The organism is Vibrio sp. BS-M-Sm-2, assembly GCF_041504345.1.
GTDB classification, from domain to species: Bacteria; Pseudomonadota; Gammaproteobacteria; order Enterobacterales; family Vibrionaceae; genus Vibrio; species Vibrio satsumensis.
On record NZ_CP167894.1, the window covers coordinates 2,474,531 to 2,490,663 of the forward strand.

The following is a 16,133-nucleotide window of genomic DNA, read 5'->3' on the forward strand; positions in this document are numbered from 1 at the left end:
ATGACAATCGAAATTAATGTACCAGACATCGGTGCTGACGAGGTTGAAGTAACTGAGATTCTTGTAAACGTTGGCGACAAGGTTGAAGAAGAGCAGTCACTGATTACTGTTGAAGGCGACAAAGCTTCAATGGAAGTTCCAGCGTCTCAAGCGGGTATCGTTAAAGAAATCAAAGTAGCAGAAGGCGATTCTGTTTCTACTGGTTCTCTTATCATGATCTTCAGAAGCGGAAGGTGCTGCGGCAGCACCGGCTGCGCCAGCAGTTGAAGCGGCGACACCAGTTGCTGCAGCTCCTGCAGCGGCAGCTGAGCTTAAAGAAGTTCACGTACCAGATATCGGCGGTGATGAAGTTGAAGTAACTGAAATCATGGTTGCTATCGGTGATGCAGTAGAAGAAGAGCAATCTCTTCTTACTGTTGAAGGCGACAAGGCTTCAATGGAAGTTCCTGCACCATTCGCTGGTATCGTTAAAGAAATCAAGATCGCTTCTGGTGATTCAGTTTCTACTGGCTCTCTAGTAATGGTATTCGAAGTAGCTGGTTCAGCACCTGCAGCAGCTCCGGCTCCTGCGGCAGCAGCACCAGTTGCAGCGGCTCCAGCAGCATCTGCTGAGAAAGAAGTAAACGTTCCTGATATCGGTGGTGACGAAGTAGAAGTTACTGAAATCATGGTAGCGGTTGGCGATACAGTAGAAGAAGAGCAATCTCTAATTACTGTTGAAGGCGACAAAGCTTCAATGGAAGTTCCTGCACCATTCGCTGGTACAGTAAAAGAAATCAAGATTGCAGCTGGCGATAAAGTATCAACTGGCTCTCTAATCATGACTTTCGTAGTTGAAGGCGCAGCTCCAGCTCCTGTTGCAGCACCTGCACAAGCAGCAGCTCCAGCGGCGGCACCTGCTCCTAAAGCAGAAGCACCTGCAGCGGCTCCAGCAGCAGCTGGCGACTTCCAAGAGAACGGTGACTACGCGCACGCTTCTCCAGTAGTTCGTCGTCTTGCTCGCGAATTTGGCGTTAACCTTTCTAAGGTTAAAGGTACTGGTCGTAAGAGCCGTATCCTTAAAGAAGACGTTCAGTCTTACGTTAAAGATGCACTTAAGCGTCTAGAGTCTGGTGCTGCGGCATCTGGCAAAGGCGGCGACGGTTCTGCTCTTGGTCTACTACCATGGCCAAAAGTTGACTTCAGCAAGTTCGGCGAAACTGAAGTTCAGAAACTTTCTAAGATCAAGAAGATCTCTGGCGCAAACCTACACCGTAACTGGGTAATGATCCCTCACGTTACACAGTGGGATAACGCAGACATCACTGAGCTAGAAGCATTCCGTAAAGAACAGAACGCAATCGAAGCGAAGAAAGACACTGGCATGAAGATCACTCCACTTGTGTTCATCATGAAAGCTGTTGCTAAAGCGCTAGAAGCATTCCCAGCGTTTAACTCTTCTCTTTCTGAAGATGGCGAAAGCATCATTCTTAAGAAGTACGTAAACGTGGGTATTGCTGTTGATACACCAAACGGTCTAGTTGTTCCTGTATTCAAAGACGTGAACAAGAAAGGCATTTACGAGCTATCTGAAGAGCTAATGGCTGTTTCTAAGAAAGCACGTTCTGGTAAGCTAACAGCGGCAGACATGCAAGGCGGTTGTTTCACAATCTCTAGCCTTGGTGGTATTGGCGGTACTGCATTTACTCCAATCGTAAATGCGCCAGAAGTAGGTATCCTAGGTGTATCTAAGTCTGAAATTAAGCCAGTTTGGAATGGTAAAGAGTTCCAACCACGTCTACAGCTTCCACTATCTCTATCATACGACCACCGTGTGATCGATGGTGCTGAAGGTGCACGCTTCATTACTTTCCTAAACAGCGCACTATCTGACATTCGTCGTCTAGTACTGTAATTGAGAAAGTAATTATTAAGGTGGCTTTCGGGTCACCTTAATTCTTTATATAAAGACTATTTTTAGAGAACAGTTTCCCGCATTTCTCATAAAGCGGAAGGGAATTGTTGTCTAGCTCACAGGCTAACTTAAAGCTACTTTCACACTGTTAACATCTCTGTAAAATGTTTCCTGTTTGAAAGCCCAATAATTTAAGAACATCTACTCAGCCTGTTAGGGATAATGACTACAAGAGGTCACAATGAGCAAAGAAATTAAAGCCCAAGTTGTTGTACTTGGTTCAGGTCCTGCTGGTTACTCAGCTGCATTCCGTTGTGCGGATTTAGGTCTAGAAACAGTACTAGTTGAACGTTACAGCACTCTTGGTGGTGTATGTCTAAACGTTGGTTGTATTCCATCAAAAGCACTTCTTCACGTTTCTAAAGTAATCGAAGAAGCTAAAGCGATGGCAGAGCACGGCGTTGTATTCGGCGAGCCACAAACGGACATCAGCAAGATCCGTATCTGGAAAGAAAAAGTAGTAGACCAACTAACTGGCGGTCTTGGCGGTATGGCTAAGATGCGTAACGTAACTGTTGTTAACGGTTTCGGTAAGTTCACAGGTCCTAACAGCATTCTTGTTGAAGGCGAAGGCGAAGCAACAACTGTTAACTTCGACAACGCAATCATCGCTGCGGGTTCTCGCCCAATCAAGCTTCCTTTCATCCCACATGAAGACCCACGTATTTGGGATTCTACGGATGCACTTGAGCTAAACGAAGTTCCTGAAAAACTGCTTATCATGGGCGGTGGTATCATCGGTCTTGAAATGGGTACGGTTTACCACTCTCTAGGTTCTAAAGTTGACGTAGTTGAGATGTTCGACCAAGTTATCCCTGCTGCGGATAAAGACATCGTTAAAGTCTTCACTAAGCGCATTAAGAACAAGTTCAAGCTAATGCTTGAAACTAAAGTAACAGCTGTTGAAGCGAAAGAAGACGGTATCTACGTTTCAATGGAAGGCAAAAAAGCACCAGCTGAAGCTGAGCGTTACGATGCTGTTCTTGTCGCTATCGGTCGTGTTCCAAACGGTGCACTTATCGACGCTGAAAAAGCAGGTATCGAAGTTGATGAGCGCGGTTTCATCAATGTTGATAAGCAAATGCGTACTAACGTTCCTCACATCCACGCGATCGGTGACGTTGTTGGCCAACCAATGCTTGCTCACAAAGGTGTGCATGAAGGTCACGTAGCTGCTGAAGTTATCTCTGGTAAGAAGCACTACTTCGACCCTAAAGTAATCCCATCAATTGCGTACACTGAGCCAGAAGTTGCTTGGGTAGGTAAGACTGAGAAAGAAGCGAAAGCGGAAGGCCTGAACTACGAAGTTGCTACTTTCCCTTGGGCTGCTTCTGGTCGTGCAATCGCTTCTGACTGTGCAGACGGTATGACTAAGATGATCTTCGATAAAGATACTCATCGCGTAATCGGTGGTGCTGTTGTTGGTACCAACGGTGGTGAGCTTCTTGGTGAAATCGGCCTAGCAATCGAAATGGGTTGTGACGCAGAAGATATCGCTCTTACTATCCACGCTCACCCAACTCTACACGAGTCTGTTGGTCTAGCTGCGGAAGTATTCGAAGGTTCAATCACTGACCTTCCAAACAAAAAAGCAGTGAAAAAGAAGAAGTAATTCTTTCTTAGCCACTCGCTAATGTTTTTAAAAGCCGCTGATTCGTCAGCGGCTTTTTTATGTCTGAAGAAAAGAGCAGTAACGTTTCACTCCGAGATGCGAGTACGCTGCGCTTCGGGATGCGAAGAGCGACTACACACCACAAAAAAGGGCTGACCCATTAGGCCAGCCCTTTAACAATTTATCTCGAATCTACTTATAGATGCACAGCATGTTTAGGTAGCTATCGGTTAAGCTTGAAAGCTCTTCTGGCGTTTCCACACGTTTCGCTTGAATGAACAGCGAGTAGCAGATGCCGTGGAATAGGTTTGCAAGATGTTTAGGGTCGTGATCGTCGCAAACTTCGCCGCGTTCAATCGCTTTGCTAAACATGTTTTGTACTAACATTTGGTTAGTGCGGTTTGTGGTTACGAATAGAGGCCACACTTCATCACGAGTCGAAGCGCTCCATTCAAACCATACGTTCAACCAATGGCTATCTTGAGCCACTAACGTCACCATTTCAGTCGCAATATTATGTAGGTTTTGTTTTGCGTGAATATCCAGATCGATATTGTCTGAAAGGAAGTTAGAGAATTGGCGTACAACGTGATTTAGCACTTCATCAACCAGATCTTCACGGGTAGGGAAGTAGTTAAATACGGTTGCTACAGACACCTGAGCGATGTCTGCAATATCAGCGTGTCCACCACGACCGATACCGCGGCGAGAGAATACCTCAAGAGCGATTTCCATCAATTGAAGTTTTCTTTTTAAAGGTGAAAGCCTAGTTCTAGGTCTCTTAGATATTGAGTCCATTTTGTTTTCCTTGCCAACGAAATTTTTATATTAATGATTTTATTATTATTTAAGCCAAGATGAGTGTAATGGTGCATATGCGAATGGTCAATCCTTTCAGCTTGTTTTATAGACAGTTACATCAAACTTGATACATAAAGCGTGATCAGCATTGATGTGAAAGGAGACGAGTATTGGATAAGGCACCAGCGCACATTTCATTGAGAATCTGACAGTAAATTCGAACCATAAGGTGGTGTGGGTATTTGAGCAGTGCTAGACTTACGCACAAAATTGAGCGACACAACTGACGAAACTGTCAACATTCGTCGCAATCACCAAATAAAATGAGAGCAGTATGAAGCATACAGTTGAAGTCATGATCTCTGAGCAAGAAGTTCAGGATCGAGTGAACGAACTAGGCAAACAGATCACGGAACACTACAAGGGTAGTGAAGATCTAGTTTTAGTTGGCTTATTGCGTGGATCTTTTGTCTTTATGGCGGATCTTGCTCGTGCTATCGATTTAACTCACCAAGTTGATTTCATGACCGCGTCTAGCTACGGCAACGGCATGGAAAGCTCACGTGATGTTCGTATTTTGAAAGACCTTGATGATGATATCCAAGGTAAAGATGTTCTACTTGTAGAAGATATTATCGATACGGGTAACACGCTGACTAAAGTGAAAGAGATTCTAAGCCTACGTGGTCCTAAGTCTATCGAAATTTGTACGCTATTAGACAAACCTTCTCGCCGTGAAGTGACTGTAGATACAAAGTGGATTGGTTTTGAAATCCCAGATGAGTTCGTTGTTGGTGTTGGTATCGACTACGCACAAAAATATCGTCACCTACCATACATCGGTAAGGTAGTACCTCAAGAGTAATCATTACGCTTGTCGGTTAGAAGTCATTAAAAAGCCCGCATATGCGGGCTTTTTGTATTTATTACGAAAGGGGCTAGCTTTGTTGACTAAGCAGAGGCGTTGTTAAGATCTTATTTAATGCCTCTAAGTGACTGTTCTCTAGGGTATCGTTACTTGAGCAACGTACGCCAAGGTCTTGCAGCTTGCCATCGCCAATACCATAAACCACACCGTGGATTTCAACTTCTTGGCCACGCTCCCATGCACTTTGCATGATAGTTGAGTTGCCTAGGTTATAAACTTGCTCTGCGACGTTAATTTCGCACAGCTTATCACCCCATTGCTCACGAGGCAGCCCCTCGATTTGCTTACGGTATTTTAGGTAGTTGTCACGGATGTGAAGTAACCAGTTATTGATAAGGCCAAGTTTAGGGTTATCAATCGCCGCGTTAACACCACCACAGCCATAGTGACCACAGACAATAATGTGTTTAACTTTGAGTACATCGACGGCGTACTGCACAACTGAGAGGCAGTTTAAGTCGGTATGAACCACTTGGTTCGCCACATTTCGGTGAACAAACAGTTCGCCAGAATACAAACCAGTGAGACGCTCGGCCGGAACACGGCTATCTGAGCAGCCTATCCATAGAAAACCGGGGCTTTGACCCTCTTCAAGCGTTGTAAAATACTCAGGTCGTTGAGAGCGAATTTCTTCTGACCATTTAGAGTTGTTTTCAAAAAGCTGTTTAATCTCTGGCATTTTGCGTCTTACATCCCTTAATTAAGAATCTCAACTATACACAATGTTACAAATTCAATCTCGTAAAAACTGTGTCAAATAGTACTCATCTGACGTGTACTAGTCGTTAAAATCATTAACTTAGTGTAGAAGCTATGATCCGGTTATAAGACATGAATAATGTGATTGAATTAACACTTTCTGAACACTTGATACATTTGTTAAAGTGATAAGGTTTGTCATTTCATCATCAGGAAGGTGTGTTTTGTTTGGAAGTCGTTTTACGGATATCAATCTCAAAGGGGATATGTTTGGCGGTGTCACTACAGCCATCATCTCGTTGCCTTTAGCATTGGCATTTGGTGTTGCTTCTGGCGCGGGCGCGGAAGCTGGCCTTTGGGGCGCCATCATGGTTGGCCTATTTGCGGCATTGTTTGGTGGCTCGAGCAGCCTGATCTCTGAGCCGACCGGCCCGATGACGGTGATCATGACGGCAGTCATGACCAGCATGGTGGCCAAGTATCCTGAAACCGGAATGGCAATGACCTTTACCGTGGTAATGATGGCTGGTGCTTTTCAGATATTACTCGGTACATTAAAGCTCGGAAAATACGTTACTTTGATGCCATATAGCGTGATCTCCGGGTTTATGTCGGGCATCGGCGTTATTCTAATTATTCTGCAGTTGTCCCCTTTATTAGGACATGCTGCACCTTCCGGTGGTGTGATGGGCACGCTCTCTGCGCTTCCAGATACACTAGCAAACCTAAAAGTGAGCGAACTGTTTTTAGGGGCATTGACGCTCGGTATTCTTTTCGGTTTTCCAGCTAAGTACCGTAAGTATGTGCCTGCTCAACTGGTCGCTTTGGTTGCAGTGACGCTCTTGTCAGTCATTATTTTTGATACTGACTCTATTCGCCGTATTGGTGAAATTCCAGCCGGTTTGCCTTCTCTCGTTATCCCTACGATCAACGCTGAGCAGTTTACTACCATGGTTATTGATGCCTTAGTACTGGGTACTCTTGGCTGTATTGATACGCTTCTGACCGCGGTTATCGGAGATTCACTGACTCGTAAAGAGCATGACTCAGACAAAGAACTTCGTGGCCAAGGTATTGCGAATATGATTTCTGGCTTGTTCGGCGCTTTGCCGGGCGCGGGCGCTACTATGGGGACGGTCACCAATATCCAAGTAGGTGCTCGTTCTCCACTATCAGGTGTTGTTCGTGCATTAGTTCTGGCGTTGGTGGTATTGGTCGCGGGTGGCTTAACCGAACCTATTCCTATGGCGGTGTTGGCAGGTATCGCCATGTATGTGGGCTTCAACATTCTCGATTGGAGCTTTATTCAGCGTGCGCACAAGGTGAGTTATGCGGGCATGGGCGTTATGTATGGCGTAATGTTGCTAACCGTATTCGTTGACCTGATTATTGCTGTTGGGCTGGGTGTCTTTATCTCGAATATTCTGATTATTGAAAGATTGAGCCGAGAGCAAGCCAGACAAGTTAAGGCGATCAGTGATGGAGATGATGAAGACGATATTCCACTCACTGATAGTGAACGTCAGCTGCTCGATAGCGCGAATGGTAAAGTTCTGTTCTTCTATCTTTCTGGCCCAATGATCTTCAGTGTTTCTAAGGCTATTTCTCGCCAGCACTCGAGTATCTCTGACTATGAAGCGATGATTCTAGATTTAACGGACGTTCCGATGATTGATGTAACCGTTGGTCTAGCGCTGGAGAATGCCATTAAGGATGCTCTAGATGCGCAATGTGAGGTGTATTTGTTGTGTCCAAACGAGAATACGCGTCAGCAGCTTGAGAAGTTCCATGTGATTGACTTGGTTCCTGAGTCCAATACTTACCGATTCAGATACGAAGCGCTGACGGCTGCAACCAGTTATGTTGAGAGAGACGAGCACCAATTTGAGTCCGTCTAAGTTTCATTGATGAACTGATTTGATTAATCAGTCCTTCATTTAGTTCTGATAAAAATGCCGTTAAGCGAATGACTTGGCGGCATTTTTTTATTTATAGAACATATTAATTGTCTTTAGTTAGCTTAGAACTTCCACTGTTTTAAAAAGAAAGCATTAATCGATATTTGTATTCATCGTTAATCAACGATAAACTTGTTTGCAAAATGGCCGAGTAAACAAGTTTGGGTTAGTTTTCTGCTAGCCGTTTTAAGCATTACTCTCTCCTCAAGCTCGGTCGTCGACATCTTATCTATAGCAAATGGCAGTCTATCTCTATGTATGCATTAGAAATTGAGCAATTAAGAAAAACTTATGCTGGGGGCTTCGAGGCTCTTAAGGGCGTTAGTTTACAAGTAGAAAAAGGCGACTTTTACGCACTACTTGGTCCAAATGGTGCGGGTAAATCAACCACAATTGGTGTTATCTCTTCACTGGTAAATAAAACTTCAGGCAAGGTTAAAGTGTTCGGTTACGACATTGATACCGATCTGGAGTTGGCGAAGCAGAACCTAGGCCTTGTGCCTCAAGAGTTCAACTTTAACCCGTTCGAAACCGTTGAACAGATCGTGTTGCAACAGGCGGGCTATTATGGCGTGCCAAAAGCATTGGCGAAAGAGCGAGCGAAAAAGTACCTATCTCAACTCGATTTGTGGGAAAAACGTGGTGAACGTGCGCGTAACTTGTCTGGTGGTATGAAGCGTCGTTTGATGATTGCGCGTGCATTGATGCATGAACCTCATTTGTTGATCCTTGATGAACCAACTGCGGGTGTCGATATTGAACTGCGTCGTTCAATGTGGGAATTCCTAAAAGAGATCAATGAGAAGCAGGGCATTACCATTATCTTGACCACGCACTATCTAGAAGAAGCAGAAATGCTGTGTCGTAACATTGGCATCATCAATCGCGGTGAGTTGATTGAGAATACAACCATGAAAGCGCTGCTGGGCAAGTTGAGTGCTGAGACCTTTATTCTGGATCTGGAAGAGGGCGCGACAGAACCTAAGCTTGAAGGTGTGAATAGCCAAGTCATGCTTAATGGCTCGCTAGAAATCGAAATCGATAAGAACCTAGGTTTGAATACCATCTTTGCTCAATTGAGCGAGCAACAGGTTAAAGTCCTTTCTATGCGTAACAAAGCAAACCGTCTAGAAGAATTATTTGTGAGTATTGTCCGTGAGGGGAGTAAGTAATATGTACAGCCTATATTGGACAGCTTTCTGCAGTTTGTTGACCAAAGAGATCAATCGCTTTACTCGTATCTGGGTGCAAACGTTGGTTCCACCTGCGATTACCATGACGCTTTATTTCATTATCTTCGGTAATCTTATCGGTGCACGTATTGGTGAAATGAACGGCTTTAGCTACATGGAATACATTGTTCCTGGCCTGATCATGATGTCGGTGATCACCAATTCATATTCCAACGTTGCTTCTTCATTCTTTAGTGCTAAGTTCCAAAAGAACATTGAAGAGTTGCTTGTGGCACCTGTTCCTAATTACGTGATTATCGCTGGCTTCGTAATGGGGGGGTGGTTCGTGGATTGTTAGTGGGTACCATAGTCACGTTTGTATCTTTGTTCTTTGTCGACCTACAAGTTGACCATTGGGGCGTGATCATTGCGACGGTATTTTTAACTTCAGTTGTGTTCGCTCTGGGTGGTTTGATTAACGCGGTGTTCGCACGCACGTTTGATGATATCTCGATCATTCCGACCTTCATCCTGACGCCGCTGACCTATCTTGGTGGTGTGTTCTACTCAATTAGCCTGTTGCCTGAGTTCTGGCAAGGTGTATCGAAGTTGAACCCTATCGTGTACATGGTTAACGCGTTCAGATATGGCTTCTTGGGTGTGTCTGATGTGGGTATTGTGACGTCGTTTGGTGTATTGGGTGTGTTTATCGTAGCGTTGTATGGTATTGCACACTACCTAGTGACTAAGGGTATCGGCTTACGTAGCTAATACGTAATTATCCAGGATTTATTAATGCTCCTGAATCGCAGGCAAAGAAAAAGGTCGATATATAATCGACCTTTTTTATGTTTTGCGTTAGGAGCAGAAACTGATTATTCAGTTACTTCTTCTTTCACTTCTTCTTTGGTTTCCGTGACCAAATCTAAAACTTGGTTGTCGATAAGGCGAGTCTTACCTAGGAAAGCCGACATTAGAATCACAGCTTGAGTTGATTCTGGAGTGATCGCTTGCAGCGTTTTCGCATCACAAATGAATATCTCATCTGGTTCAAGATCGGCAGCGCGTAGCTGGTCGGTTGCATCTTCAATCACTGATGCGTAGTCATCGCGACCACCACGAATAGCACTGCTGATCCAGCGCATAGTACGCGCTAGAACTGGCGCTCGTTGGCGCTCGTCAATCGTTAGGTTGCTATTGCGAGAGCTCATTGCTAAGCCATCCATTTCACGAACAGTCGCAACGCCCACAACTTTAATGTCTAACGCTAAGTCAGTGGTCATCTGGCGAATAACAGCAAGCTGCTGGAAGTCTTTTTTGCCGAAGCATGCAAAATCTGGCTGAACAATGTTAAACAGCTTGGTGACAATCGTCGCTACGCCACGGAAGTGACCTGGACGAGACGCACCTTCAAGCATGTGAGATATGCCTGGGACCTCAACAAACGTTTGTTTGTCTAATCCCTCTGGGTACATCACATCTGGCGTGGGTGTAAATACTAGCTCAACGCCTTCGCCTGTCAGTTTGCTTAAATCTGCTTCTAACGTTCGAGGGTAGTTGTTTAGGTCGTCGGCACGGTCAAACTGCATTGGGTTTACAAAGATACTTACCACAACAATGTCTGCCAGTTCACGAGCTTTCTTTACAAGAGTCAGGTGACCTTCATGCAGGTTTCCCATTGTCGGTACAAAAGCAACCGTACGTCCATCACGCTTAAACTGTTTAATCTGCTCACGAAGAGCCGCTATCTCAGCAAAAGTTTGCATACTTACTCCTAAGCGATTGTATGAGCTTCATCAGGGAAGCGCGCGCTCTCTACTTCTTCTTTGTATAGAGCTACTGCTTTACGCATATCACCTGTTTCTGCTAGGAAATTCTTAGAGAACTTCGGCATGTAGTTCGCAGAAATACCGAACATGTCATGCATAACCAAGATCTGACCATCGGTAACATTACCTGCGCCGATACCGATTACTGGCACGTGACAAGCTTCTGTAATTCGTTTTGCCAATGAAGCTGGTACACATTCAAGTAGAACGATTTGAGCACCTGCGTTTTGTAGCGCTAGTGCGTCAGCAACCATTTTATCTGCTTGATCGTCGTCGCGACCTTGAACCTTGTAACCACCAAAGATGTTCACAGATTGAGGCGTTAAGCCTAAGTGTGCACATACTGGCACTGCACGTTCTGTTAGCATCTTCACAGTATCAACCAACCAGCTTCCGCCTTCGATTTTTACCATGTTCGCGCCAGCACGCATCAAGGTAGCTGCGCTCTCACAAGCTTGCTCTGGTGTTGCGTAGCTCATGAAAGGCATGTCAGCCATAAGAAGACAGTTTGGGCTACCAGCACGCACTGAGCGAGTATGATAAGCAATGTCTTCAACGGTTACTGGTAATGTATCGTTATGGCCTTGTAAAACCATACCCAGTGAATCACCGACAAGCAGTACAGGCATCTCTTGGCTTTCGAATAATTGAGCAAAGCTCGCATCATAAGCTGTCGACGTCGCGAATTTACGGCCTTCACGTTTGCATTTGATCAGGTCGTTAATGGTTACTTTTTTCATTGGTTTTCCTTAATGCGCTTGGCTATTGTTGCCAAACATTGAGCCCGTTCTTATCTACTATTTTCAGTAGTTCTGTCAGCTCAGTCCCATCAGGGAGTTGTAAACTTGGTGCGATTTCAGCAAGCGGATAGAGTACGAACTCTCGTTCTTTCATTCCATAATGAGGAACGATTAAGCGCTCTGAATCGATCACCTCATTGCCGTATAACACAATGTCGAGATCCAAGGTTCTTGGACCCCAACGTTCGTCTTTACGGACGCGCCCTTGCTCTAACTCGATCTTTTGAGTGCAATCAAGTAGTTCAATTGGCGTTAATTCGGTCTGGATAGCGACTACCGCGTTGATGTAGTCCGGTTGATTTTGCGGCCCCATTGGAGTGCTACTATATAGCTGAGAGGTCGCAATAAACGTTGATCGCGGTAGGCTTTTTAGCGTTTCGATAGCCAAATTTGCTTGGCCAACTGGGTCGGCAAGGTTGCTGCCGACCGCAATGTAAGCAGTTATCATTCGGATTGCTTACTCTTTTTGTTTCGGTAAGTCTTACGGCGACGATGGCCTGACTTTGATGGTGCTGCAACGTCGTTAGCCATTGCTTGACGCATGTTGCGACCTGCAGTCTGATAACGCTCCCACCATTTTGCTAACTCTTTGGTTTCGCCACCTTCAATCTCACCACGCATTTCTAGGAAATCGTAGCCTGCACGGAACTTGTTGAGCTCCATAAGGCGAACAGCGCGTTTACCGTTGCGACGAGGCAGTCGAAGTTGCAGTTGCCAAACTTCGCGAATGGTTGCGGTGTGACGACGAGGAATAGCAATAGACTTTACTTGCTGATCTAGAATGATGTTACTCGCTTCCATGATCGCATCGTAGTGTGCCATACCCTGTTCAGCGACAAGTTTGTCTGCCAGCTTGTTCATTGGGTACCAAAGCATCGCTGCGAACATGAATGCTGGGTTTACTCGCTTACCATCTTCGATGCGAAGGTCGGTTGAATCGAGAACCAAATCAAGCATCTGCTCTGTGTGAGAGTCGTAATCTTCTGTGAAGTGCTCAGCTACCGCTGGGAACATCTGTTGGAATAGATTGTACTCGCGCATCAGGTGGTAGGTTTCTAAACCGTGACCTGATTGCAGCAATTTCAGAGACTCTTCGTAAAGGCGCGCTGCAGGGATATCTCTTAGGAGGTGAGCTAACTCTTCAATTGGGTCAGCTGTGTCTTCTTCAATATCGAAATCCAGTTTAGCGGCGAAGCGCATTGCACGTAGCATACGTACTGGGTCTTCGCGGTAACGTGTTTCTGGATCACCAATCAGGCGGATCAGTTTATCTTCTAAATCTTCTACACCACCCGCGTAATCGTGGATGCTGTAGTCTGCAATGTTGTAGTACATCGCGTTGATTGTGAAATCACGGCGTTCTGCATCTTCATCAACACTGCCGTACACGTTATCGCGCAGTAGCATGCCTTCTTTAGATTGTGCAGACACGTTTTTCGATGGTTCTTGGTGGTGACCACGGAAAGTTGCCACTTCAATGATGTCGCGACCAAACATGATATGTGCCAAGCGGAAACGGCGACCGATAAGGCGACAGTTTCTGAAGAGGTGTTTGATTTGCTCTGGCGTTGCGTTGGTCGCAATATCAAAATCTTTTGGCTGAGAGCCTAATAAGATATCGCGCACACCACCACCGACTAGAAATGCGTCAAAACCCGCACCATTCAGGCGATATAGCACTTTTAGTGCGTTGTCGCTGATCTGCTTGCGTGAAATATTGTGCTCTTGACGAGTATAAATATTCAGAGCTAATTCGTGGAATCCGCGTTGTTCGCTTGGGGTATTGTCGTTTGTATTCATTAGTTTAGAACAAAGTAGGTATCGCCAACTTTGTTTTTCTCTTAGTCCAAAGTGGTAGTGCAGAGTTTAATTGCGGCTAATAATAGCCTAGCGCGAGCCATTTGAGAACATCGTCTGCTTAACCACAGTGGTTGGTTATGGCATTTTTATGTGTCGTTTTTGCTATTTGCCGTGAGTTTCGAGCTAATTACAGTGCTCTTTTTGTAAACTATCAGGTAACTGACTGACGTTCCATTGCTGGCTGCCCCACAATAAAATCTCATCCATTGAAGCCTCACAAAGGGCTGTCGGGATATCAAAACCTAAGAATCGCATCGCGTTGAGTAACGTTGGTTTTGGATTGTCGATATCTATCGCGGTGGCATGGTTCTGTTTTGACAGTTTATTCCCCAAGCCATCGGTTGCCAATGGTAAGTGCAGGTAGCTGACTGTTTTTTGCTTGAGCGTCTTGTACAAACTGATTTGTCGACCTGTTGGCTCTATCAGGTCTGCGCCTCTTACAACTTCTGTTACTCCTTGTTCGATGTCATCTAGGACAACGGCCAAGTTATAGGCAAACAATCCATCTCTGCGTTTTATAATAAAATCTTCTTCAGCCAATGCTTTAGGGATTTGAATGGTGCCGTGGCGAACATCATCAAAGGACTCTACAGGAAAATCCATGCGCAAGCGCACCGCCTGTTCACCTGAATCGATTAAGCCTGCATCTCGACAGTGACCATTGTAAAAGCCACCCAAAGCCTTTATCTGCTTGCGGGTGCATTGGCAGTAGTAGGCTTGATTGTCAGCGACCCATTGATCGATTTGAGCTTGATACAAGCCATGACGCTGGCTTTGATAGACGACTTCGCCATCCCAAAATAGGTGGTAAGCCTCAAGTGTCTTAAGAATGAGGTCTGCAGCGCCGGCCATTTCTCGTGGAGGATCTAGGTCTTCCATACGAACTAACCATTTTCCTTGGTTAGATTTCGCTTGAAAGTAGCTACCAAGAGCAGCAACAAGTGAGCCAAAATGAAGAGGACCTGACGGTGATGGTGCAAAGCGCCCGATATAATTCATGAGTGAACAACCTAATCTAAATGGTACCGCAGTAGCCGATTCTTAAGACGTTTAACAAGAGCTTTAATGCGTAGAACTAAGGCTTAAAGCTGCTATTTACTATCAAGCGTGTGAAATACTTCGCTTGGATAACAAACAAAAAAGGGAGCCAAGGCTCCCTTTCTTTACATCTGCAAGAATTAACCTTGCATCTGTTTCTCTTTGATCTCTGCAAGTGTTTTACAGTCAATACAAAGATCAGCAGTTGGACGAGCTTCAAGGCGACGAATGCCAATCTCGATACCGCAAGAATCACAGAAGCCGAAATCGTCTTCTTCGATCTTGTCTAATGTCTTCTCAATTTTTTTGATAAGACGACGCTCACGGTCACGGTTACGTAACTCTAGGCTGAATTCTTCTTCTTGAGAAGCACGGTCAACTGGGTCTGGGAAATTCGCTGCTTCGTCCTGCATGTGGTGCACAGTACGATCAACTTCTTCCCTGAGCTGGTTGCGCCAAGCTGCTAAAATTTTTGTAAAATGTTCCGTTTGCTCAGGTGACATGTACTCTTCACCTGGCTTCTCTTGGTACGGTTCAACACCTGCGATGGCTAGGATGCCTAGCGCTTTTTTCTTAGATTCTGGCATACAGCATCTCCTATTTACACCTAGTCAACTGCAAAGCAGCTAATTTTAAGGCGGGTATCTATAGCAGAAAGAACGAATGGTGGCAAATACTCTTATTCAAACTTGCAATCAATGTGATTAGTTCAGCATCTTTGCTTAGCTATTGATAAATTCAACAGCTTGTTTTAGTTGTATTTGAGTACTGCTGAGCTCTGCTTTATAGCAAAGCACTTCAACTCCAGCGTCTTGTGCTTGTTTTAGTAATAACGAATATTTGGCGTCTATATGGTGTGCCGCAGACACTTTTTCAATACCTGAATGTAAAACAGTGAATAAAAGTACGGCTCTATTTCCAGATTCGACCATTTCTGTGAGTTCACGCAGATGTTTTTGGCCTCTGGTTGTGACCGCATCAGGGAAAAAGCCTTGCCCTTTAGTAGAGGTTTCTTGCTCGTCGAGCAAAGTGACGCTTTTTACTTCGATATAGCAAGGCGGCTTTTCGTTATCTTCAAGTAGAATATCAATGCGACTATTCTCACTGCCATATTTCACTTCGGTTCGTAACGCGTTATAACCTAAGAGTTCAACTATAGTCCCATTTTCAATTGCTTCCACTGCTAGCTGGTTTGCCCGCGCAGTATTTACACAAATACGATGACCTTTGTCTGTTTCTGAGATCTCCCAGCTGTTTGGGTACTTTCTTTTTGCATTATCAGATGTTGAGTACCAAACGGTGTTACCTGGGGTCGCACACCCTGTCATCGCTCCAGTGTTAGCACAGTGAATAGTACGCTCGCTGCCGTCAGGAAGTTTGATGTCAGTGAGAAAACGTTTATAGCGTTTGATAAGAGTCGCTGACTCTAATGGCGGATTGAAGTGCATATTACTTATTTAGACGAGTAGGTTTTTATGTACA

Annotated in this window: 13 protein-coding genes and 2 pseudogenes; 6 read left to right on the forward strand and 9 right to left on the reverse strand. The window is 45.0% G+C overall.

Annotation, left to right across the window (positions count from 1 at the left end; genetic code table 11):
* Both aceF and lpdA read left to right on the forward strand, forming a co-directional pair.
* A pseudogene (gene aceF, locus AB8613_RS11490) lies at positions 1-1,894 on the forward strand (pyruvate dehydrogenase complex dihydrolipoyllysine-residue acetyltransferase).
* 241 nt (positions 1,895-2,135) lie between these two features.
* Positions 2,136-3,566, forward strand: a complete 1,431-nt coding sequence (gene lpdA / locus AB8613_RS11495; protein ID WP_017630530.1) for a dihydrolipoyl dehydrogenase — start codon at positions 2,136-2,138, stop codon at positions 3,564-3,566.
* 192 nt (positions 3,567-3,758) lie between these two features.
* Here lpdA and AB8613_RS11500 read toward each other — a convergent pair whose 3' ends face one another.
* A complete protein-coding gene (locus tag AB8613_RS11500) occupies positions 3,759-4,364 on the reverse strand; it encodes a LuxR/HapR/OpaR family quorum-sensing transcriptional regulator (RefSeq protein ID WP_019824386.1) in 606 nt (201 codons plus the stop codon).
* 337 nt (positions 4,365-4,701) lie between these two features.
* Here AB8613_RS11500 and hpt point away from each other — a divergent pair, with 337 nt between their 5' ends.
* Entirely contained in the window at positions 4,702-5,232 is a 531-nt protein-coding gene (gene hpt, locus AB8613_RS11505) for a hypoxanthine phosphoribosyltransferase (RefSeq protein WP_017633235.1), read from the forward strand.
* A gap of 73 nt (positions 5,233-5,305) precedes the next feature.
* On the opposite strand, the gene can is transcribed toward hpt, so the two are convergent.
* The gene (can, locus tag AB8613_RS11510; RefSeq protein ID WP_019824387.1) at positions 5,306-5,974 is read right to left on the reverse strand and encodes a carbonate dehydratase; all 669 of its coding nucleotides are present in this window, start codon (positions 5,972-5,974) and stop codon (positions 5,306-5,308) included.
* 286 nt (positions 5,975-6,260) lie between these two features.
* On the opposite strand from can, the gene AB8613_RS11515 reads away from it, so the two are divergent.
* From AB8613_RS11515 to AB8613_RS11525, 3 genes and pseudogenes are all read left to right on the forward strand, one after another.
* Positions 6,261-7,892 carry a SulP family inorganic anion transporter gene (locus AB8613_RS11515; RefSeq protein ID WP_327784267.1) on the forward strand — a complete coding sequence of 544 codons (1,632 nt, stop codon included), beginning with the start codon at positions 6,261-6,263 and terminating at the stop codon, positions 7,890-7,892.
* Between the two features lie 314 nt (positions 7,893-8,206).
* Positions 8,207-9,124 carry an ABC transporter ATP-binding protein gene (locus AB8613_RS11520; protein ID WP_146490628.1) on the forward strand — a complete coding sequence of 306 codons (918 nt, stop codon included), beginning with the start codon at positions 8,207-8,209 and terminating at the stop codon, positions 9,122-9,124.
* Position 9,125: 1 nt separating this feature from the next.
* Positions 9,126-9,895, forward strand: a pseudogene (locus AB8613_RS11525) (ABC transporter permease).
* Positions 9,896-9,999: 104 nt separating this feature from the next.
* Here AB8613_RS11525 and panC read toward each other — a convergent pair.
* The 7 genes from panC to sfsA all read right to left on the reverse strand — a co-directional run bounded on the left by panC (position 10,000) and on the right by sfsA (position 16,099).
* On the reverse strand, positions 10,000-10,890 hold the full coding sequence (gene panC, locus AB8613_RS11530) for a pantoate--beta-alanine ligase (protein WP_285954241.1): 891 nt from the start codon (positions 10,888-10,890) through the stop codon (positions 10,000-10,002).
* Between the two features lie 8 nt (positions 10,891-10,898).
* On the reverse strand, positions 10,899-11,693 hold the full coding sequence (gene panB, locus AB8613_RS11535) for a 3-methyl-2-oxobutanoate hydroxymethyltransferase (RefSeq protein ID WP_372383839.1): 795 nt from the start codon (positions 11,691-11,693) through the stop codon (positions 10,899-10,901).
* Positions 11,694-11,715: 22 nt separating this feature from the next.
* Complete coding sequence (gene folK, locus AB8613_RS11540) at positions 11,716-12,201, reverse strand: 2-amino-4-hydroxy-6-hydroxymethyldihydropteridine diphosphokinase (RefSeq protein WP_372383840.1); 486 nt, start codon at positions 12,199-12,201, stop codon at positions 11,716-11,718.
* Positions 12,198-13,553 (reverse strand): polynucleotide adenylyltransferase PcnB, encoded by a 1,356-nt coding sequence (gene pcnB, locus AB8613_RS11545; RefSeq protein ID WP_017059432.1) that lies wholly within the window; start codon positions 13,551-13,553, stop codon positions 12,198-12,200. Before pcnB ends, folK begins: the two co-directional genes overlap by 4 nt.
* Positions 13,554-13,736: 183 nt before the next feature.
* Entirely contained in the window at positions 13,737-14,612 is an 876-nt protein-coding gene (gene gluQRS / locus AB8613_RS11550) for a tRNA glutamyl-Q(34) synthetase GluQRS (RefSeq protein WP_372383841.1), read from the reverse strand.
* A 179-nt stretch (positions 14,613-14,791) separates the two neighbouring features.
* Complete coding sequence (dksA, locus tag AB8613_RS11555) at positions 14,792-15,238, reverse strand: RNA polymerase-binding protein DksA (protein ID WP_004738189.1); 447 nt, start codon at positions 15,236-15,238, stop codon at positions 14,792-14,794.
* Positions 15,239-15,373: 135 nt separating this feature from the next.
* Positions 15,374-16,099 (reverse strand): DNA/RNA nuclease SfsA, encoded by a 726-nt coding sequence (sfsA, locus tag AB8613_RS11560; protein WP_327783530.1) that lies wholly within the window; start codon positions 16,097-16,099, stop codon positions 15,374-15,376.
* Positions 16,100-16,133 lie beyond the last annotated feature (34 nt).

Bases quoted from the DNA above. Each gene is read 5' to 3' on its own strand.
- panB (WP_372383839.1), bottom strand. From the start codon at position 11,693: ATGAAAAAAGTAACCATTAACGACCTGATCAAATGCAAACGTGAAGGC.
- can (WP_019824387.1), bottom strand. From the start codon at position 5,974: ATGCCAGAGATTAAACAGCTTTTTGAAAACAACTCTAAATGGTCAGAA.
- pcnB (WP_017059432.1), bottom strand. From the start codon at position 13,553: ATGAATACAAACGACAATACCCCAAGCGAACAACGCGGATTCCACGAA.
- hpt (WP_017633235.1), top strand. From the start codon at position 4,702: ATGAAGCATACAGTTGAAGTCATGATCTCTGAGCAAGAAGTTCAGGAT.
- panC (WP_285954241.1), bottom strand. From the start codon at position 10,890: ATGCAAACTTTTGCTGAGATAGCGGCTCTTCGTGAGCAGATTAAACAG.
- sfsA (WP_327783530.1), bottom strand. From the start codon at position 16,099: ATGCACTTCAATCCGCCATTAGAGTCAGCGACTCTTATCAAACGCTAT.
- lpdA (WP_017630530.1), top strand. From the start codon at position 2,136: ATGAGCAAAGAAATTAAAGCCCAAGTTGTTGTACTTGGTTCAGGTCCT.
- gluQRS (WP_372383841.1), bottom strand. From the start codon at position 14,612: ATGAATTATATCGGGCGCTTTGCACCATCACCGTCAGGTCCTCTTCAT.
- AB8613_RS11500 (WP_019824386.1), bottom strand. From the start codon at position 4,364: ATGGACTCAATATCTAAGAGACCTAGAACTAGGCTTTCACCTTTAAAA.
- AB8613_RS11515 (WP_327784267.1), top strand. From the start codon at position 6,261: ATGTTTGGCGGTGTCACTACAGCCATCATCTCGTTGCCTTTAGCATTG.
- AB8613_RS11520 (WP_146490628.1), top strand. From the start codon at position 8,207: ATGTATGCATTAGAAATTGAGCAATTAAGAAAAACTTATGCTGGGGGC.
- dksA (WP_004738189.1), bottom strand. From the start codon at position 15,238: ATGCCAGAATCTAAGAAAAAAGCGCTAGGCATCCTAGCCATCGCAGGT.
- folK (WP_372383840.1), bottom strand. From the start codon at position 12,201: ATGATAACTGCTTACATTGCGGTCGGCAGCAACCTTGCCGACCCAGTT.